Source organism: Donghicola tyrosinivorans (assembly GCF_003003355.1).
GTDB lineage: Bacteria > Pseudomonadota > Alphaproteobacteria > Rhodobacterales > Rhodobacteraceae > Donghicola > Donghicola tyrosinivorans.
This window is the reverse complement of the sequence record NZ_PVTQ01000001.1, coordinates 484,617-504,566: the sequence shown is the minus strand read 5'-3', so window position 1 is coordinate 504,566 and position 19,950 is coordinate 484,617. Positions and strand designations below refer to the sequence as shown.

Annotated in this window: 16 protein-coding genes and 1 tRNA gene; 11 read left to right on the top strand and 6 right to left on the bottom strand. The window is 56.6% G+C overall.

The window, feature by feature from the left end:
• Positions 1–409 precede the first annotated feature (409 nt).
• The 4 genes from CLV74_RS02395 to CLV74_RS02380 all read left to right on the top strand — a co-directional run bounded on the left by CLV74_RS02395 (position 410) and on the right by CLV74_RS02380 (position 5,070).
• Entirely contained in the window at positions 410–661 is a 252-nt protein-coding gene (locus tag CLV74_RS02395) for a hypothetical protein (RefSeq protein WP_106262596.1), read from the top strand.
• A gap of 53 nt (positions 662–714) precedes the next feature.
• Entirely contained in the window at positions 715–1,977 is a 1,263-nt protein-coding gene (locus tag CLV74_RS02390; protein WP_245888431.1) for a tyrosine-type recombinase/integrase, read from the top strand.
• A gap of 103 nt (positions 1,978–2,080) precedes the next feature.
• Positions 2,081–2,464: a helix-turn-helix transcriptional regulator gene (locus CLV74_RS22530; protein WP_146134893.1), complete on the top strand. Its 384-nt coding sequence runs from the start codon at positions 2,081–2,083 to the stop codon at positions 2,462–2,464.
• Positions 2,465–2,529: 65 nt separating this feature from the next.
• Positions 2,530–5,070 (top strand): AAA family ATPase, encoded by a 2,541-nt coding sequence (locus CLV74_RS02380; protein ID WP_106262594.1) that lies wholly within the window; start codon positions 2,530–2,532, stop codon positions 5,068–5,070.
• A gap of 991 nt (positions 5,071–6,061) precedes the next feature.
• On the opposite strand, the gene CLV74_RS02370 is transcribed toward CLV74_RS02380, so the two are convergent.
• The 4 genes from CLV74_RS02370 to CLV74_RS02360 form a co-directional block, all read right to left on the bottom strand.
• Positions 6,062–6,586 carry a hypothetical protein gene (locus tag CLV74_RS02370; protein ID WP_106262592.1) on the bottom strand — a complete coding sequence of 175 codons (525 nt, stop codon included), beginning with the start codon at positions 6,584–6,586 and terminating at the stop codon, positions 6,062–6,064.
• 382 nt (positions 6,587–6,968) lie between these two features.
• Positions 6,969–7,199: a hypothetical protein gene (locus CLV74_RS22525; RefSeq protein ID WP_146134892.1), complete on the bottom strand. Its 231-nt coding sequence runs from the start codon at positions 7,197–7,199 to the stop codon at positions 6,969–6,971.
• A 619-nt stretch (positions 7,200–7,818) separates the two neighbouring features.
• Positions 7,819–9,411, bottom strand: a complete 1,593-nt coding sequence (locus tag CLV74_RS02365; protein WP_146134891.1) for a hypothetical protein — start codon at positions 9,409–9,411, stop codon at positions 7,819–7,821.
• 298 nt (positions 9,412–9,709) lie between these two features.
• Positions 9,710–9,799, bottom strand: a tRNA-Ser gene (locus CLV74_RS02360).
• A 256-nt stretch (positions 9,800–10,055) separates the two neighbouring features.
• On the opposite strand from CLV74_RS02360, the gene CLV74_RS02355 reads away from it, so the two are divergent.
• From CLV74_RS02355 to CLV74_RS02325, 7 genes are read left to right on the top strand one after another with little or no spacing between them, the layout of a single operon-like run.
• A complete protein-coding gene (locus CLV74_RS02355) occupies positions 10,056–10,913 on the top strand; it encodes an SPOR domain-containing protein (protein ID WP_106262590.1) in 858 nt (285 codons plus the stop codon).
• A gap of 27 nt (positions 10,914–10,940) precedes the next feature.
• Complete coding sequence (locus tag CLV74_RS02350; RefSeq protein WP_106262589.1) at positions 10,941–12,104, top strand: D-alanyl-D-alanine carboxypeptidase family protein; 1,164 nt, start codon at positions 10,941–10,943, stop codon at positions 12,102–12,104.
• On the top strand, positions 12,104–12,745 hold the full coding sequence (gene tmk / locus CLV74_RS02345; protein ID WP_106262588.1) for a dTMP kinase: 642 nt from the start codon (positions 12,104–12,106) through the stop codon (positions 12,743–12,745). The genes CLV74_RS02350 and tmk overlap by 1 nt, the downstream gene beginning before the upstream one ends.
• Positions 12,742–13,875, top strand: coding sequence for a DNA polymerase III subunit delta' (locus CLV74_RS02340; protein WP_106262587.1), 1,134 nt, complete (start codon positions 12,742–12,744; stop codon positions 13,873–13,875). The genes tmk and CLV74_RS02340 overlap by 4 nt, the downstream gene beginning before the upstream one ends.
• Positions 13,872–14,678, top strand: coding sequence for a TatD family hydrolase (locus CLV74_RS02335; protein ID WP_106262586.1), 807 nt, complete (start codon positions 13,872–13,874; stop codon positions 14,676–14,678). The genes CLV74_RS02340 and CLV74_RS02335 overlap by 4 nt, the downstream gene beginning before the upstream one ends.
• Positions 14,679–15,476: an MBL fold metallo-hydrolase gene (locus CLV74_RS02330; protein WP_106262585.1), complete on the top strand. Its 798-nt coding sequence runs from the start codon at positions 14,679–14,681 to the stop codon at positions 15,474–15,476.
• Positions 15,476–16,405, top strand: coding sequence for an AEC family transporter (locus CLV74_RS02325; RefSeq protein ID WP_106262584.1), 930 nt, complete (start codon positions 15,476–15,478; stop codon positions 16,403–16,405). Before CLV74_RS02330 ends, CLV74_RS02325 begins: the two co-directional genes overlap by 1 nt.
• A gap of 311 nt (positions 16,406–16,716) precedes the next feature.
• Here CLV74_RS02325 and CLV74_RS02320 read toward each other — a convergent pair whose 3' ends face one another.
• Both CLV74_RS02320 and CLV74_RS02315 read right to left on the bottom strand, forming a co-directional pair.
• Complete coding sequence (locus CLV74_RS02320; protein WP_106262583.1) at positions 16,717–17,349, bottom strand: recombinase family protein; 633 nt, start codon at positions 17,347–17,349, stop codon at positions 16,717–16,719.
• 599 nt (positions 17,350–17,948) lie between these two features.
• Positions 17,949–19,631 carry a DUF262 domain-containing protein gene (locus CLV74_RS02315; protein WP_106262582.1) on the bottom strand — a complete coding sequence of 561 codons (1,683 nt, stop codon included), beginning with the start codon at positions 19,629–19,631 and terminating at the stop codon, positions 17,949–17,951.
• Between the last annotated feature and the right edge of the window lie 319 nt (positions 19,632–19,950).

Genomic DNA, 19,950 nt, shown 5'->3' with positions numbered 1-19,950 from the left:
ACGGGTCTCGATGTTCGAGAAGCGGACAGGAACACGCCGCCGTAGATGGTACACGCCACCGCGTTTGACGACCGACATCGAGCGCCCTCCACTGCATCTTCGTGAACCAGATTGTGAACCAAAACAATGCAGGGGTACCGCAGGTACAGGCCGCGCGACGCTCAAGTCATTGATTTTATGGTGAAATAAAATTTCCACCGGAAATTTAATGGCGGAAGCGGTGTCCGCCCTTATAGAGGTTCACAGCGTATCACACGAACTCTTGGTAGATCAATTTATTCTGACAAAACAGACAAATAGAAGAAACACACAATCCATAGCGGATCACAAAGACTCTTGCAATTCCATCAAATAAGGGGGCAGATAAGGGGGCACTACACACAATGCCCCCTTAAAATGGACGTTCCCTATGCTTCACCCCGTGAACACCCCCGCACACACAAATTACGCCACTCTCGGCTCGTCGTTCGCCGAAGTGCTGGCGGCACTTCCCGGCCTGTCTGACGCTGCCGCCTCTGCACTTCCGGCAGAGTGGAACTCACTCGCTTCGCTTCTCTGGACGCTGATTGAAGATGAAGGCCACTCCACCGAAACGGCAGCACATGAAGCGGGCGTGCCCGCCTCGCTCGTTAGGGACTATCGCCGCCTCACCGGCCTTTGACCGCACCGCCCTGCGACAAGCCCAGCACAGGCGAGATAGAGAGAGGAAACCCGGTGACCCAAACGCAGCAATCGAAGCAGAGCCGTAGCCGCTCCTTGGCGCGGCTCACCGCCAAACAGGTCAACTCCGCCTCCGAACCCGGCTACTACATGGACGGAGGCGGACTGATCATGCACATCTCGAACAACGGCGGGAAACGCTGGCTGCTACGCTTCAACTCCCCCATCACAGGAAAGCGGCGCGAGATGGGGTTGGGCGCTGCCGGGCACGGAGGCGTTCTTTTGGCCGAAGTTCGCGACCAAGCCGAAGCCGCTAGGAAACTGGTACGTGCGGGTATCGACCCGATTGATGAACGCAACCGCAGCATTGAACAGCAACGCCAAGACGCCCAGCGCCAAAAGCCCGTGACGTTCGGCCAATTCTGCGATGAATGGATGGAGGCAAATTTACGCCAATACTCAAACGCCAAGCACCAAGCACAATGGCGCATGACCCTGACCGTTTACGCAGAACCGCTACGCTCAAAGGCAATTCAAGACATTGAGACGAACGATGTTTTGGAAGTCCTGAAACCAATCTGGGAAGAAAAGCCCGAAACCGCAAAGCGGACGCAGGGCCGGATTGAGCGTATGTTGGACGCGGCAACTGCAATGGGCATCCGCACAGGACCAAATCCAGCGACGTGGCGCGGGCATCTTTCAAATCTCCTACCCAAACAACCCAAGGGCAAACGCGGGCATCATGCCGCTATGCCTTGGCGCGCTCTGCCGGACTTCATCCCAAGCCTACGGGCACGGCAAGGGACGGCGGCAAGGGCGCTTGAATTCGCCATTCTGACCGCCGCACGGTCGGGCGAGGTTCGGGGCGCGACGTGGAATGAATTTGATCTAGACGCCCGCAGGTGGACCATTCCGGCATGGCGCATGAAGGCGAAGCAGGAACACAAAGTGCCTCTCACTGATCGTGCCATTGAAATCCTGAACGAAGTTGCAGCGCAACGGCCTGACAGTGACCAAACGGGGGCGGCACTCGTTTTCCCCGGAGCGCGGACTGGCTCAAAAATGTCGGACATGACTCTGGCCGCTGTCCTGAAACGGATGGACGTAGAAAACGCAACCCCGCACGGGTTCCGTTCTGCATTCAGGGATTGGGCCGAAGACTGCGCAGATGCACCTTATGGCGCGATCAAGGCAGCACTGGCCCATATGATTGGCGACAAGGTAGACGCCGCTTACCGGCGCGGGGACGCCTATCAACGGCGAATCAAACTGATGCAGGAATGGGCCGAATTCTTGGATAGCCGCCCGAAAAACTAGTGACGCTCAATACGAAATCCACTGTTACACGCGACACACCGACACAAGCCCTGACCACACTGTCAAAAGCTGCACCGCAGGCAACGCGGATGCAGCTTTTATTTTGCCCAGCCCTTCCCAAACCAAAGCCGTGAAAACAAAGGGGACACCGTGCAGCTTTGTCCATTTTGTCAAATATATCAATAACTTAACGAAACATCACGGCGCGGATTTCCTTGACACCAGCTTTCAAGATTCGGAATCTACGGGTGTTCACGGCGAACCATCACGCACCCAAATCGAAGGTAAACCCATGCAAAAAAAATCGCTCAAACTCTTGAAACGCTCTGATGTTATCGACCTGCTGGGCGTGTCCAAAAGCACGCTAGTCCGTTGGGTTCAGGCAGGGTGCTTCCCCCGGCCAATCTACCTGAGCGCAGACACCCCGCGCTGGGCACAGGACGACGTGAGCGACTGGCTTGCGAAACGTGAAGCCGCTTCCGCCTGAATGAAAAACGAAACGGCCCCGCCTGTGCCACCACGCACAAACAGGGCCAATTAGGATTTTACGCTATGCCGTATGATAACCCCACTCACGACACAGAACAAGAAGTTGTCGATAACAGCCACGCGCAAGATGAAATCTTGGCGTGGCTGAGTACTCTTGATGCCGCCAAGGACGCAGGAGCAATCCAAGCAGCAGACCACGGACAACTCCGCCACTTAGAAGCGGAATGCGCCATTGGTTTGATCTCGAACCAAAGCGCCCAAAGCCAAGCCGCTTCGCTTCTGGCAGGGGGTGGCGCTGCCGAATTGGCCCTGAACGCAATCGGACCTCTTTTTGACGCAGGGGACGTTGTAGAACTTTCAGCCCTTCACGCATCAAACGGCGGTGGTGCTCTTAGCCTGCACGCCCGCCTTAACGACCCGGAGGGGCGCAAAAAGGCGCTGGCCTTCATTCGCACCCATATCGGAAAACGGAACATTTATTTCGGCGCGAACCCGCGCCGGGAACACATGGACGGGACCGTAAGTCGGGCAAAAACCGAAGACGTGGCGGCTCGTCGCAGCTTCTTTTTTGACTTGGACAACAAGGACGCGCCCGCCAGCGATCCTGAATGGCGCAACACTGTGAAAGCCCTTCGCGATCTTGGCCCCGCGCTTGAATTGGACACCGGCAACGGGCGGCACATTTGGTTCCGTTTGCAGCAAAGTGAGGAAATTTCCGCAGAAGCTACCGCTTCGCTTCGCTCCCTGATGGAGACCCTTGGCGCGGACGACATGAGCGACGCGCCCCGCATTGCCCGCCTGCCCTACACTGTCAACATCCCCACCCCCAGCAAGAGGCGTCGCGGCGCAACCCCGCGTTTCACCTTGCCCGAAGCGCAGAACGCCAAGCCCAGCGCTCGGACAATGGGGGACACGCAAAGCGCTATTCAAAGCATCGCGTCGCGCCTCACGTTGCCCGGCAAGGGGCAGCCGAAGGCTGACAGCGGCAAAGCTAACTCTGGCAGCGCATCCAGCGGGTCTAAGACTGGATGGGAAGCGCCCAGCCTTCAAATCCTTGAACTCGCCCTGAGCGAACTGCCAAACAACGGCGCGTTTGATGATCGGGCCGAGTGGTCGCGGATCGGCCACGCAATCAAGGGGGCGGCTGTGGCGGCTGGGATCGACGCAGCAGCACGCGACCTCTGGCTGGCTTGGTGCGCCCGGTGGCCGGGGCACAGTGACGCCAGCGCTGATGAGAAGTTCTGGGACACTTGCGATCAACCCCACACTGGATGGGGCACGGTGATGCGGGAATTAGAGCGCACGAACCTTCAAGGTCACGCCCGCGTAAAGACGGCGACTGCGCAGCATGCATTCAGCCAAGAAGCTGCTGCAAACACCGCTGCCCTGACCTCCGCTGCTTTTACGCCTGTGACTGCAAGCACGCCTTCGCAAATCCCCCCTCGCCGCTTTCTTTACGGCAAGAGTGTGATTGGTGACGTCATTTCTATCGTCGCAGCGCCGGGCGGTTCGGGCAAATCTGCGCTCACCATGACGGAGGCTGTAGCAATGGCAACGGGCAAGGTTCTCTTGCCCGGCGACGCCCCACGTCGCCCTCTGAAGGTCTGGCTTCACAATGGTGAAGACGGAGCAGACGAATTGCAGCGCCGCCTTGCTGCGACGATGATGCACCACAAAATCAGCGACGCAGACCTCGGCGGACGCCTCTATATGACGAACGGACGCGACGAGAAAATCCTCTTGGCCCGGCAGGGGAAAGACGGGCCGGAACTCACTCCCGGCGTCGCGGAAGGGATCATTGAGCGCATCAAATCCGAAGGGATCGACGTCCTTATCTTGGACCCTCTGGGCGCATTCCACACCCTCCCTGAAAACTCCAACGAAGCTGTGAACATCCTCATGGACGGACTGCGCAAGATTGCGCATAGCACTGGCGTCGCAATCGTCCTTGTTCACCACGTCGGGAAACTTGCGGCTAAAGATATGGACGGCGCGGGTGCCGGTGCCGCACGCGGCGCGTCAGCATTTGTGGATGCGGCCCGTGTTGTCCGGCAGCTATCGCGCATGAGCGACACCGAAGCCCGCAAACTAGGTGTACCTCCGGCAGAGGCATGGCAGCACATTTGCGTCGCCAACGGCAAGGGCAACCTCGCGCCGCTCGAAGATCGGACGTGGTTCAAGCTGATCGGCGTAAAGCTGGGCAATAAGACGCGTGAATACCCCGACGGCGACGACGTGCAAACCGTCGAACGTTGGACGCCCCCCGCTCCCGCCAAGGCAACCCAAAATGATCTGGCAATTGCCCAGCACGCAATCAACGGAAAGCCCGAATTGGCGCGTGCCTCGGAACGTGCTGAACACTGGGCGGGCTACTTAATTGCGGATGCGCTGGGCTTGAACATTGGACGTCCGGGCACGCGTGCCGCGAACCTCACACAGGAACAACTTACCGCCCGTGCGCGCGTTCGGGGCATCATTGTAGAGGGGCTTGCATGCGGTGCTTTGATTGAGGTGCAAGAGTCGGACAGCGGGACGCGGAAAGGTCGCCCGTTTTTGCGGGCCGGGGAACCCGTTGTGTCGTGTGTCGGTAAAGATGAAAACTGAAAAGCCTCGTGACCGGCAGGGGCATTCTCAGTTGCGCCAGTTGCGCCAGTGCCACTGTCGCACCACTGGCGCAACTGGCGCAAACCGTCGCGAAACCAGCGCCCATGTGGGGGCCGACCTCAAGGGAGGCCCCCCATTGGCGGGTGCGACGCTCCAGTGAAACTACTTAGGAAACCACTGGAGCGTCGCAAAGAAATAAGGGTTTTTTTGCCCCCGTGCCGGGGGACTGGAGCAACCGCCGCGCTCCACCGTCGCACTGGCGCAAATACTGCTCAAAGTTCGTCGGGCACTGGCGCAATCAGCTTGAAAATGGGGGTCACAACCGAGCGGTTATGCTCCCCTTCTCCGACACATTGTCACAAAACACAGAAAGGCTGTTACAGTGTATACAGCGAAACTCCCCAACCACTTTAGCCTCGTGCGCGAATGGCACGACCTCATCACTGCGCCCTTGGCGTCCAAGCACCGCTTGGACTTGGACGTACTGCGGACACAACTGGACGCACGTCCAGACCTAGCAGAGATTGCAGTTGCTACGCAGCAAGAGAAGGAGCGCCCCTGCCCGACACTCATCGTTGCGCTACGCGTCCGCGCCTCCCTCCCCCGCGACAATGAGCCAAAGTGGACACCAGAACTGTTTGAGATTCACAACACAATCTATGCAGTGACTGAGCCTCTCGAATTCTACTGCGGATTTGCGGGCAAGTGGCCCCCGGCTACCGACGCCGATTTGGCAGGCTTCAACACGCACGTTGCACTTGGGCTTCGCAAGCGGGCAACCGAGCATTGGCAGACCTGCGCAATGTTGCGCCACATCATCCTGCCCGGTCGCACAGTGCCGCAGAACCAAGGCGACTGGCAGCGGGGGAAGTTGGACGGGCCCCACCCCGCACCAAAGCGGAAACGCCCTATGGTTTGGAAGAATGGGGATTGCTGGATGATGTAGAATGGCCGAAGCAGGTGCCAATGCGGGGGCAGCGGGTGCCCCGTATTATGTAACCCGCAACAGGCGCACATATTCGAGCCATTGCGCACGCGGGCCACTCTCTTGAGGATCGGCCTGAAAATCGCGCAACGCACGTAGAACCGCCAGACGCTCCGCTTCCCCCGCACATTGCCCAAGCATGGGGGAAAGAACTGCGCGGTTCTCCCGATAGATTTCCATCAAATCCCGCAATTCAATTTCTCCCGCATCCTGAGTTTTGGGACGCCCGCGTCGCCCATGTTTTTTAATTCGCACCACGGGAGGGGCTTTCGGCACGTCGTCACGCATGCGCGACGAACGCCCCTGTCCTGCATCGTCTTTGACCGTCCAGCAAGCGCCAGCCCCTTTTCCAAGAGGCGCGGCTTCAACATCGGCGGCGGGGCGCGGCCCAGCAGCGGCCAAACGTTCCGGCAGGCGCTCCAACAAGTCGCGCAGCCAAAGCGCCTCACTCTGCCGGTCAATTTGCGTCCTACGGTATCGCCAACGCAGCCAATCAGCGACTGCGGGCGGCATGGCTTCGACATTCAGCAAACGGCACGACAGTTCCGAACGGAAATCCTGCTCTGCCCCTGCCAGATCAACCGTAGAACCCGGCAACCACGGATTTGACCGCCAAGCACGCGCCAAACGATTGACCGCCCTGCGGGCTTCTGATCGCCTCCACGCATCCGCAGAGACCTTACCCGCCATAAAATCATCCCTTTGGCGCTGCCGGAATGCGCGTGCGGCATGCGGCCCCGCATGCCGCAAACAGCGCCCCTTACCTTCACGGATAGGAATCTGCTGGCATGCTGCCCCCGTACGCGTACGCGCCCCGCACACGGGCGCTTGGGCACCGCCACGCCGCACAAGTTCACTCGCCGATTTGAATGATTGCTCATGTTCTTGGCTATAAAACGTCATTTTAGCTTACCTAAAATCCAATGCCACTTGGCAGATCAACTAATTTTAGCATCACGACGTAAATTTTCAATTTATTACAATTAACAAATACGCCTGACATGGCTTCCAATTCACTCTGGACGGCAGCAGCAACGGGACTTGCAATGCTCAATAAAATTACAGCAACTGTCACGGCAACACAAAACACCGGCAGGGGGTTGATTTGAGCGGAGAGGTAGAAGGCAAACAGCAGACGAACCAAAAGAGTGTTTCCCGCAAGCTGAGTAAGATCAATTGGGGCAGAGGCGGATTTAGGCTCTGGATTTGCCTTGCAGTGCCTTGGACAATCTTCTTTCTAATTGCAGCGGGCGACGAACTGGCAGGTCAAAAGATCGCTCTTGCAGAACTATCAGATAAAAACTGGTGCCCATCGCACTTCAAATCCCTCCCGAAGGGCTTCGCTCCCGATAGCACAATTTACTACTTTTCATCTGAAATTCAGCGTTATTGCCACGTTACCACACCCCAATCCATGCTAAACCGTGCTTCCGGGGACGAGCCTTTGGTACGACTTACGGTAGCAACATTCCCATTCATTTTTCTACTAGGCTTCTTGATCTTGAAGCGTGTAGGCCTTTGGGTTTTCGCGGGCTTTCGCCCAACTTAGAACCCCGGCACGGGACGTTCTTTAATTTGTCTGAATCGTCAAAAAGTCCAGAACACACAAATTTTGCCGTGCTGGGGGATAAGAGAAAAACTGCGGCGTTCGGGGGAGGCCGGGGGGCGAAGCACGGTGCCCGCGACCCGACCGACCAAACAAAGGCCCAATAGCAAGCGTTCATAGAGAGGTTCCGAATATCTCACACCAGAACTTTCACCGCTCAACGAATGTCCAAACTAATATCTCTGCCCTCATTTACGGCACAGCCCAACTCTGAAAAGTTACCATTCAGCAGCACTGCATGTGGGTCGCTCAGGTTAGCCCGTACTTTCTCGAACTCCAAAACAACTAATTTTTTAAAAACTTCTATTGGCTGCCTAAAAGAAAATCGCTTCAAAATTCTTGAATTTGAGAAATAAAATACCTGCATATCATCAGCGCCACCTCTAGCCTTACATTCAAATTGGTAAATTGCGCCAATGCACCACCCGCCTACCTCCGTAAAACTATAGCCCAGCAATCCTGAGAAATTCTCGATTTCCCGTGCGAAAACGCCCTGAAAATTGAATGACCCCGCACCCACGATTGAGGCTACAAAATACATATCTTTCACGCACTTGTTAAATTCTACGTGACTTATCTCAACCTTGTCACATTTCCCCGGACCTATAATGTCCAAGATGTGAAGTCCTGCCACTGCCTGCATGTGCACCCAACTCTCCACTGGCGGCAATCCCGTCACTTCTCCGGAAAGAATTTCACCTTCTTCAATATACACTTCAAACTTGACCCCATCATCCACGCCCCAATCCAATAGGCACATAAGGCCAATTAATTGCCTCAAATTGCGTGGCTGGTTAACGTCTAACTTGTAATTAAACTCTTGCCTTTGATCACCAACAGATTGAAAAATATTGATGCCTCCGGCATCCACACGAAGGCGAAACTCTGGATCATCAACTTCGAGAAAAGAGGGGGTGAGAACAATAGCCGGTATCTCTATCGCTCGACCATCAGAAGAAACAAGCCTCAAGGTAGCGGGCATCTCCCTCCCTGAAATTTCAATGCGACCACCCCCAAGTTCGTCAGAAGTTTGGACTTCAATACCGAAGCGCCGATCAAAGAACTGGACCCTGCTCACCGGCAAATCATCAATCATTCCAAGTTGATGAGATACTAAATCCCTCAAAGAAGTCCCTGTGGGAAACTGCAACTTCCCTAGATGGGAAAACGGCTCATAGCCCACTGTCTCGACAACTTTAATCTTTGCCTTGGAGTAGCGCCCTGCACCCAAGCGCTCAACAGCTTTGAACATCCAGTCACTAGGGTGACCATCGACCATATCCCCTTGCCCAAATCGAAGATTTAAAAAAACTTTATGCAAAGGCTTTTGGGGTTCTTTCACAGAAACCTCGCGCGCCTTCTCTAGTATCCAGTTTATTTCATCTTCCCATATGTGACGACCGTAAAGCACAGGCACTTCATGCTCAGAGTATTGATGAAACAAGAATACAAAACTTGGGTTTGGCGATTTTGCAGCTTTTAGCGCGTTACTCAATTTAATGCGCGCGGCGACCTTCTCACCCCGCGTAGTTTTGATCTGCGCAAAACATTGAACCAAATGATCCGCAAGATCGGCAGGTTTATGCTTCATGGCATAAGGCACCAAGTCTACGACATGATCCCAACCATGTTCATCGTCTGAAGCCTTATTAACCACCGCCTCAACACCTGCCGATGGATTTTGGCAAAGTTCAGCGAAACGCGCCTCACCATAGCGCCCCTGTCGAGAATTACTCATCGTGACTGGCAATCGCATTTCTTTATGTGTCCCCTCAAACGAATTTGTTTAAAAAATGAACCACAAATAAGCATTCACCTGCCATGCAACCAATGCAAGCCTCCGGCAAGCTACAACAGGCAGCTGCGCCGCCTCACCTCAGCACTTAGTAGCTAGCTATTTCGTCGCTGTGTAGAAAGACAATCGCTTCACCGCAACATGTCGAAACAGCATGAGACGAAGACGAGTCCCTTAGCAATGCCAAGCAAGGGGGCACACAAGGGGGCAGACGCCAAATGATTGGTCTAAGCAATTGATTTTAAATAAGATTTGGCGGAAGCGGTGGGATTCGAACCCACGGTACGGTTCCCCGCACGCTAGTTTTCAAGACTAGAGCCTTAAACCACTCGGCCACACTTCCGCAGTCTTCGGTACCGCTGCAAAGCCGCAAGGTCCAAAGTGAAGGTCGGACTACCGCGACGGGAACGATTCGAAAAGGGGGCTCCTGCAAACTAAAGCTATTCAAAACATCAGAAGAATTCAGCCAACTGTTATCGGCAGACTTTCCAAGATCGGGGCTCTTGAGTAGAGTGCACCGCAAAGCCGCAAATCCTCAGGTGCGGCACCTGACATAAAGGTGCGAAAAGCACCGACAAAAAGGCAAAAGGGCAGTCCCGATGGCACATAACACCTTGAAATCGACCCTTGGCGGGGTGGCGATGATCGCGCTTTTGGCGGGTTGTATGGAAGGCGGCCTACCGCTTGGGCAGAGCAAGCCCGAGGCAGAAACCGCAGCGCCTTCGACCCGCATTGTCGAGCGTGATGTTGAAGCACCCGAGGTCTTTCAGGCTATGGAAAAAGGTCTATGGGACGGCCGCCCCTCGCTTGGCGGTGTTTGGGTTGCCCACCCCGACGTGTCCGAGCCCGAGCGGGTCATCATCCGCAATGAAGCAAACGGCAAGTTCGTGATCGGTGCCCTGTTCCGCCGCGAACGGGAAACCCCCGGCCCCCGCCTTGCAGTCTCGTCCGATGCGGCCGAGGCGCTGGGAATGCTGGCTGGTGCGCCTGCCGATCTGAACGTTGTCGCCCTGCGCCGTCAGGAAGTGGCCGAGCCTGAGGCCGCAATGCCCATGGATGCCGCGCCCTTGGACGGCGCACCGGAAATCGAAACAGCAGCACTTGATCCCATCGCCGCCGCCGAGGCCGCCATTGATGCGCCTGTTCCGGGCAGCGACGTGATTGCGGCCCCTGCCCCGATGGCACCTGTGGCACCGGCAGCGCCCGCGCCACAGGCGTCCTCGCTCTCGAAACCCTACATCCAGATCGGCATCTTCAGTGTGGAGGCGAACGCCACCCGCACCGCTGACCGGATGAGCAAGATCGGCATCGTCCCCAAGGTGACCAAGCACAACAGCAGCGGCAAAACCTTCTGGCGTGTCGTTGTCGGACCCGCAGCGAACAAATCGGAAAGAACGGATTTGTTGGCAAAAGTGAAGACCGAAGGCTTTACCGACGCCTATTTCGTGACAGACTAAGCAGCGACGCAGATAGGAGTTCTGGACATGCGTAAACTGGTACTGATCGCTGGCTTGCTGGCAAGTGTTGCCGCCACCCCGGTTCTGTCGTTTGAGACACGGGCGCGCGCAGCCTATGTCTATGACCAGACGACAGGCACCGTATTGCTGTCCAAGAACGCCGAGGAATCCCTGCCTCCGGCCTCGATGTCCAAGCTCATGACCCTGTTCATGACCTTCGAGGCCTTGGGCGACGGGCGTTTGACGCTGGATGAAAAGCTGCCTGTTTCGGCCCATGCCATGAGCTATGGCGGCTCGACCATGTTTCTGGATACCACCGACCGCGTGAAGGTCGAGGATTTGATCCGCGGCGTGATCGTTCTGTCGGGCAATGATGCCTGCGCGGTGCTGGCCGAGGCTCTGTCGCCGGACGGGACCGAAGCGGGCTTTGCCCGCATGATGACCGAACGGGGCCGCCAGATCGGCTTGGAAAACTCGACCTTCGCGAACTCGAACGGCTGGCCTGCTGCCGGACACCGGATGAGCATGAAGGATCTGGTGACACTGGGAAACCACCTGATGCAGGACTTCCCCCAGTACTATCCGCTGTTTTCCCAGAAAGTTTTCGAGTTTGACGGTCGTGCGCCCCAGAACAAGTACAACCGAAACCCCCTTCTTAGCTTGGGCATCGGCGCGGATGGTCTGAAGACCGGCCACACCGAAGAGGCGGGCTATGGTCTGGTCGGTTCGGCCAAGCAGAGCGACCGTCGCATCGTTTTCGCTATGAGCGGTCTTCCCTCGCAGCAAGCCCGCGCAGAGGAGGCTGAACGGATCGTTACTTGGGCCTTTCGCCAATTCGCAGAACGCCACATCGCCGCCCCCGAAGCGCCCCTAGCTACCGCCAAAGTCTGGATGGGAAACGAGACAACCGTTGATCTGGTCGCCGCCGAGGACGTGAAACTGCTACTGCCGGTTCTGGCGGGCAACGACATCCCCGCCGAGGTGATCTACGACAGCCCGATCGAGGCTCCGATCCAAAAGGGCCAAGCGGTGGCCGAACTGGTCCTGCGCCCCGAGGGTCTGCCTGAACGCCGCCTGCCGCTGGTCGCCAGTTCCAGCGTGGACCGCGCGGGCTTTGTAGGCCGCGTGCGCACCGCCGCGCAGGTGCTGCTGCGCCAGCTTGGTGAACAGGCCGAGGCTGCCGCGAACTAATGACTGACAAGACGACACGCGGCGGACTGTTCGTGACCTTTGAAGGGATCGACGGGTCCGGCAAATCCACGCAGGCCCGCCTCTTGGCCGAGGCACTGCGCGCTGAAGGCCGCGATGTGGTGCTGACCCGCGAACCGGGCGGTAGCCCGGGGGCCGAGGAAATCCGCGCACTTGTCCTGCAAGGGGACAAAGACCGCTGGAGCGCCGAGACCGAAATCTTGCTGTTCGCCGCCGCCCGCCGCGATCATCTGGAACGGGTGATCTGGCCCGCGGTGGCTGCTGGAAAAACTGTGATCTGTGATCGCTTTGCCGACAGCACCCGCATGTATCAGGGCCTCAGCCGTGGCGATCTGCGCGAAAAGGTAGATGCGCTGCACAGCCTGATGATCGGCCAAGAACCTGATCTGACGGTTCTGGTGGACATGCCACCAGAGGTGGGCCTTGCCCGCGCCTTGGGCCGTCAGGGCAGTGAAGAGCGGTTCGAAAGCTTCGGGGTGGAACTCCAGCAGAAAATGCGCGACGGTTTTCTTGGCCTTGCCCGCGAATTCGCGGATCGCTTTCGCATTGTGAATGGCGATCAACCGATTGACGATGTGGCCCGCCAGATCCGCACCCTTTTCGACGCTGCCGAGGACCGATGAAAGCGCCCGAAGCCGAACAAATCCCAGAGCCCGACCGCGTTGAGGGTGCGCCGCATCCGCGTGAGACCCTGCGCCTGATTGGCCACCCCGAGGCCGAGGCGGCGTTTCTGGATGCGTTCAACAGCGACCGTCTGCACCACGGCTGGATGATCACCGGCCCGCAAGGGGTCGGCAAGGCAACCTTTGCTTGGGCCATTGCACGGTTCTTGTTGTCCCAACCTGCCGATGACGGCGGCGGCCTTTTCGGTGCGCCTCCCCCTGCCACATCCTTGGCTGTTGACCCCGAACACCCCGTTGCCCGCCGGATAGCCGCCCTATCAGAACCGGGCCTCTTCTTGCTGCGCCGTGGTTGGAACGACAAGACGGGCAAGCTGCGCGCCCAGATCACCGTAGATGAGGTGCGCAAGCTGCACGGGTTCTTTAGCCTCTCTGCCGTTGATGGCGGTCGCCGCGTAGTGATCGTGGACAGCGCTGATGAGATGAACACGCAGGCCGCCAACGCTCTGCTGAAAATGCTGGAAGAGCCCCCCGCCCGCACCACAATCCTTCTGATCAGCCACCAGCCCTCGCGCTTGCTGCCGACCATCCGGTCGCGTTGCCGCGAATTGCGGTTGCGTCCCTTGGATGCAGGCACGATGGCGCAGGCGCTGGAACAGGCCGGTGCCGATGTGGCCGAGAATACGGATGCGCTGGCCGCGCTGTCTGGTGGCTCGGTCGGCGGGGCGATGCGCCTTTTGCAACTGGACGGCCTGCCCATGTACCGCCAACTGGTGGAACTGATGGGCACCATGCCCCAGATGGATCAGCACCGCGCCATCAAACTGGCCGAGGGCCTTGGCGCCAAGAACGCCGAAGCCAAGCTAGAGCTGTTCGGCACCCTTCTGGATCTGGCGTTTGCCCGCCTTGCCCGTCACGGCGCCCTTGGCCCTTCGCAAGTGGCCGCCGCCGAACTAGAGCCAAAAGCGTTCGACCGGCTGGCCCCCGATGCCTATTCCGCCCGCAAATGGGCCGACACCGCGCAAGAGACTCTGGCCCGCTTCCGTCATGGGCGGGCGGTGAACCTTGACCCTGCCGCTCTCATCCTAGATACGCTGTTTCACATGAACAGAACGGCGGCAGGTGCCCAATGAGCGCAAAAGCACACATCACCGATAGTCACTGCCATCTGGATTTCCCCGACTTTGAAGGCGAGTTGGACGCGGTCATCGCCCGCGCCACAGAGGCGGGCGTCACCCGGATGGTCACCATTTGCACCAAGCTGCACAAGCTGGCAGAGGTGCAAAGGATCGCGGACACCTATCCGCAGGTGTTCTACGCCGCTGGCATCCACCCCATGAGCGTGGCCGAACATCCCCCCGTGACCTTTGATGATCTGATGGAACTGACCAAGCACCCCAAGATGGTGGGCATTGGCGAAACCGGTCTGGATTATCACTACACCGCCGACAGCGCCGAAGCGCAGAAAGTCAGCCTGCGCATCCATATCGCAGCGGCCCGCGAAAGCGGCCTGCCCCTGATCATCCACGCCCGCGATGCGGATGACGACATGGCCCGCATCCTGACCGAAGAATACAAGAACGGCGCTTACTCCTGCGTGATGCACTGCTTCTCCAGCAGCGCCGAACTGGGCCGCGCCGCGCTGGATCTGGGCTTCTACCTGTCCATGTCCGGCATCGCGGCTTTCCCCAAAAGCCAGGACCTACGCGACATATTCGCCAGCGCGCCGCTGGACCGTATTCTGGTGGAGACCGACAGCCCCTATCTGGCCCCGCCTCCCTACCGAGGCAAGCGGAACGAGCCTGCCTATAGCGCCCACACCGCCGCCAAAGGCGCGGAAGTGTTCGGCATCAGCTATGAGGAATTCGCCGCCGCCACGGAGGCCAACTTCGAGCGTCTGTTCTCGAAGGTCACCGCCTTCCAGAAGGCCGCGTAAATGGCCGAGCTGCGCTTTACCATTCTGGGCTGCGGATCGTCGGGCGGGGTTCCTCGCCTTGGCGGCCATTGGGGCGAATGCGACCCTAACGACGCGCGCAACGTGCGCCGCCGCTGCTCATTGCTGGTCGAGCGTGAGACCGAAGACGGCACCACCCGCGTTCTGATCGACACTACCCCCGACATGCGGGACCAGTTGATCTCGGCCGGTGTCGGTGAATTGGACGGCGTGGTCTACACCCATGCCCACGCGGATCACACACACGGGTTGGACGATCTGCGGCAGGTGGTCTTTAACATCGGACGGCAACTGGATGTCTGGGCCGACGGGCCGACGCAGGATAGCCTGCTGACACGGTTCGGCTATGCCTTTGTGCAGCCTGCAGGCTCGCCCTATCCGCCCATTCTGACGATCCACAGCATCGACGGGCCGATCACCATCAGCGGCGCTGGCGGGGACATCACCCTGACCCCGTTCGAGGTCGAGCATGGCAGCATCGACGCACTCGGCTTCCGCATCAAGGATGTGGCCTATCTTCCTGATGTTTCAGAGATAAAGGCCGAGGCTTGGCCCGCACTGGAAGGGCTGGACTGCTGGATTCTGGACGCATTGCGCCGCAAGCCCCATCCGACCCACGCCCACTTGGCCAAGGCCTTGGAATGGATCGAGAAAATGCAACCCCGCTATGCAGTCCTGACAAACATGCATATCGATCTTGATTATTGTGACGTAGAGGCAGAAACACCTTCACATGTCACACCAGCCTATGACGGGCTGATCTTAAGGTATCCAGACTGATGCAGGCACTATTCGAAGTCATCCTTCCCGTATTTATCGTGATTGGCTTCGGATACCTGGCAGTTTGGAAGGGCCTCTTTTCCGACAACGCAACCGACGCTTTGATGAAGTTCGCGCAGACCTTTGCGGTCCCGTGCCTGCTGTTCCGTGGCATCGCGACGCTGGATATCGGAGACAAGTTCAACTTCAACCTCTTGTCCAGTTTCTACGGCGGCGCGGTCAGTTGCTTTATCATCGGCATTCTGGTGGCCCGTTACGTGTTCAAACGGGACATGCAGGACGCGGTGGCGATCGGCTTTTGCTGCCTGTTCTCGAACTCATTGCTGCTTGGCATTCCGATCACCGAGCGCGCCTATGGGGCCGACGCGCTAGAATGGAACTACGCGATCATCGCCATGCATTCGCCCTTTTGCTACGCAATCGGGATCACCGCGATGGAACTGGTCCGCGCCGAAAACCGCCACCCCCGCTTTCTGGTGCCCAAAGTCCTGAAAGCGATGTTCCGCAACCCGTTGATCATCGGCATCACCTGCGGGCTGTTCGTGAACCTCAGCGGTCTGACCCTGCCCGGTCCGCTGAAGGAAGCCATCGATATGATGATCCGTTGCGCGGTTCCTGCGGCGCTGTTCGGTCTGGGGGGCATTCTGGTGCGCTACAAACCCGAGGGCGATCTGCGCATCATCCTCTTTGTCTGCTGCATGTCGCTGATCATGCATCCGGGCATCGCATGGGTTCTGGGCCACTTGCAGCACCTTGGCACCAATGAAACCCGCTCGCTGATCCTGACCGCCTCGATGGCGCCGGGGATCAATGCCTACCTCTTTGCCAACATGTACGGGCGTGCGCGACGGGTCGCCGCCTCTAGTGTGTTCTTGGCAACCGGCGCCTCGATCCTGACGATCTGGGGCTGGCTCTCGGTCTTGCCATAAACAGCCCTGCCAAGCGAATACTTAGTCGCTGACCGAAAGGTTTGCGCTTTTTCTTTGCAACGGGCATTGAGAAAAACAAAAAGCGCCGACGACTGTCAGCGCTTGTCCGGTCTCCGCATCGGAGAAATGGTGCGGCCGAGAAGATTCCACGGACACCAAAGCAGGCTCAATAAACACTTTATTTCAAGTACTTACAAAATCAGCGCCCATCCAATGTGTCCCACACTGTGCCCCTTTTGTGTCCCAAGGTCCAGCGTTTCAGTCCCCGAGTTTGAAAAACACTGATAGTGATACATTCAAAACCAAGAATGTCAGAGGCCCCATCTAGCTAGGGCAGTGTCCGCTCCAACTGGGTCAGCCTTCACACGCAACACCGCTTGGCGGGATAGGCCAGTCTCACGGCTAATCTCACTCGTCCCTGTGCCCAGTGATAGCAACTCCATCACCCGCTCAAGGGTCGCTCGGTCATAGCTAGGTTTCTTGCCAAGGTACTTGGTGCCTTCACCTTTAGCGGCCTCTATGCCCGCCTTCTGGGCCTCTTTCGTTGCCTCAGCCTGTGCCTGTGCAGTTGCCGCCATAAAGGCTATCAGCGCGTCTCTGACGGCTTCCTGCATCGGGTCTTTGGTTGCACCATCGAAGGTCAGCCCATTGATCACGGTACGGATGATGACACCCTTCCGCATGAACTCCCGAATGGTGTCCGTCACGTCTTGGTAATTGCGCCCCAAACGGTCCACCCAACGGACCACTAAAGTGTCTCCCGTTCTGAGCATATCGAACAGGCGGCGTCCTTCAGTTCGTTCACGAAGAGGGACACTCACACCGGATACACCGTGGTCTGAGACAACTTCATCAATCACAAAGCCAGCGGCTTCAGCTTGGGCCTTCTGGTGACCAATCGTCTGTTCGGCAGTTGATACGCGGGCATAGAGAACGGTGACCATCGGGCTTCTCCTTGGGTGTCCGTAAGGGTTCTGCCCGATGTGTATATTGTCCGATAGATCAAATCAACCCCAACGGACACCCTTTAGCGGACACGATAGCGTGACCGTTGAGGTATACCCTAGCGGACAAAAAGGGGGAGATGACAGGGGTACCCCCCATCACCTCATCCCAATCATCCATCCCTACCTCGCAGGCCCTGAGCGGGCGCGTAGGGTCTTGCCTTTGCGTTGCGCTAGGCTTCCCTGAACAACTCCCCTTCGGTGCCTGTATGGTGCCCTTGAGGCCCCCCACGGGGGAAACGCGCGTCTGTATATATGATCTGGGCTTCTCAGATTTTTGCAGCAAATTTTAGCGGCAGTCGCCTAGTTAGCAATTAATCTGTTTTCAGAACTCACAATCATCTTCTCGGTCTTGTTCATCGCGGGACGCGCCATGAAGTTCTCCTTAAGCCACTGCAAAAGGGTCACTTCCAGTGTCTACTCAGGGACCACCTCATTAGCTTCCCTTCGTGCAGTGCGCGGCTACAGTGCTTAATAGGCAGGAAGATTGCGCTGACTTCTCAAGAGCAGTTTCCTCAAACCAGACGTAGTATCTCAATCTATACAGTTGGCCATGTCTTTAGCGCTAGCTCTGCCATAGATCGCTGTCGTTCATCTATGACCTCTGGTGACCAGCTTTCGTATTCGGCTAGTGCGGCAGTCACAACAAGGCTGCTCTTTTCGAAGAATGGTCTCTTGGTAGCGAAGCTATCGTTTGGCATTTCGTTGTTTTCGCTCCTCTTCAAAAGGCAGAGGTTGCCAAGGCGAGTCTTATTCTCTGCGTGCAGATCAGCATCAAACTTCTCCCAACCAGAGATTGGGCGAGTTTTGGGAAGAATGTGTTCAAGGGTGATTTGCTGAGGGTCGGTATTGACCCACTCTGCTTCACCCTTTTTCGGTGATGCAGTGTGCTCCAATTCCCTCAAAATATATCTAGCTAGAGCTGACTTCGAAACCTTCGCATTTGCAAATACCTCATAGAAATCTTTGTCTGTAACGAAGATTTTTTTCAAGGAGTCAACGAGTTCTTGGTGCTTTGATATCTCATCTCGGGTGATTTTTATTGCAGCATCCGCGAAGGCTTGTTCATTGGAGCCACTTCGCGTCCTAGCGGACAATACAAGGCGCAAGCTGAGCGACGTCAGATACCTAATGGATTTTTCAAATTCTTTCTGGCTGAATTTCGTGGAGATCGCCAGCAGAAGGGGTCTCATCGGCTTCAAGTCAAAGAAGTTGAAGTCTTTAAGATATTTACGCGCACTGGCTGAATAGCTGTCCCAATATTCATTCTCAGAGTTAAAGGTCGCAGTGTAGGTCCGCGAAGTTTCCGCCAAGGATGTTAGGAAAGAGAGCGATGTTCCCTCATTCTTAAACCTCGTTTGAATAGCCTCATAGACACCGTCTGCACGAACGAATCCAGAAAATGCGATCAAGTAGTGTCTCAAGAATGAAACTTGCGGGTCGTCATCTCCGAGTTCCCGCAGATTTTCCAACATATTAGACCATTTGGATTGCGCTTCACCGATCTTCCTATCTGAGAGGCCGAACAAGTAGCTTTTCACCAGATCAGCCTGTGAAGTCCGAAGTCCTCGGTCGTTCAGAGTTTCAAACATCTTGAACGCGCGTGCTTGGTCGTGCGCACGTAAAAGAATGACTTGGGCGGAACGCTCAAGGTAGTCAATCCAGTTGTTCAGCGTTTCAGGCGCATCAACACCTGTAACCGACTTCGCAATTCCTTGAACGCGCTTTTCTGCTAGAAAGTATGCCGATTTGAGAAGTCTGTGAGAGGTTCGGCTTTCTTTCGGCGGCCAGTGTTCCTCAGAGTTTTTTGAAGTAAGTTTCTTGAAATAAGCCCTGTCATCAGTATTAAGCGAAAGACGCTGCTTGAAGCCTTCACGCCGGTCACTGCTGAAGAGGTAACTATTTTGAAGAGAGATTGATATCTCTTTGCCGATTTCGTTCTTGTCTAGATAATCTCTAATAGCAGTAAGTAGCAAATAGGTGGTGGTCATCCGTTGTTGGCCATCTACTACGCTCAGACCACCTGTTGACTTATCCTCAATCGCAACAATAGTTCCGAGGAAATATTCAGAACTGCCGCGATAAGCTGCTTCGATATCTGAAAAAAGCTGCTCGACCTCTTCTTCAGTCCACGCATAGTCGCGTTGATGTGGGGGGATGCTCAGCGAAAAATCAGCAAAAATCTTTGCAATACCAATATCGTCGAAGCTGAAGGTTTTCATAGAACTCTCTAGATAAATAGTTTCCTCGCAAAACTAAGTCGATGATGCCTAGTGTGCAAGCCATCCTCAAACAAAGACCCGATTAGTTGTCTCCTAACCAGAAATTGGGGCGCGAGTAGAGCGCCGCTTCGCTGAAGCCGTGAGAAGCACTCCGAAACATCATTTTGAATAGCCCAGAAACAGGTGAGATTGCCCTTAGCCTTGGCCGCTGGGCATTGCTTGGGGTCAACCACAACAGCCTCCCTATGGTGCCCGTAAGGCCCTCTGATGTGCCGCAAACGGTGCCCTTGATGCCCGAAGGGGGGATTTTCATTGTTCT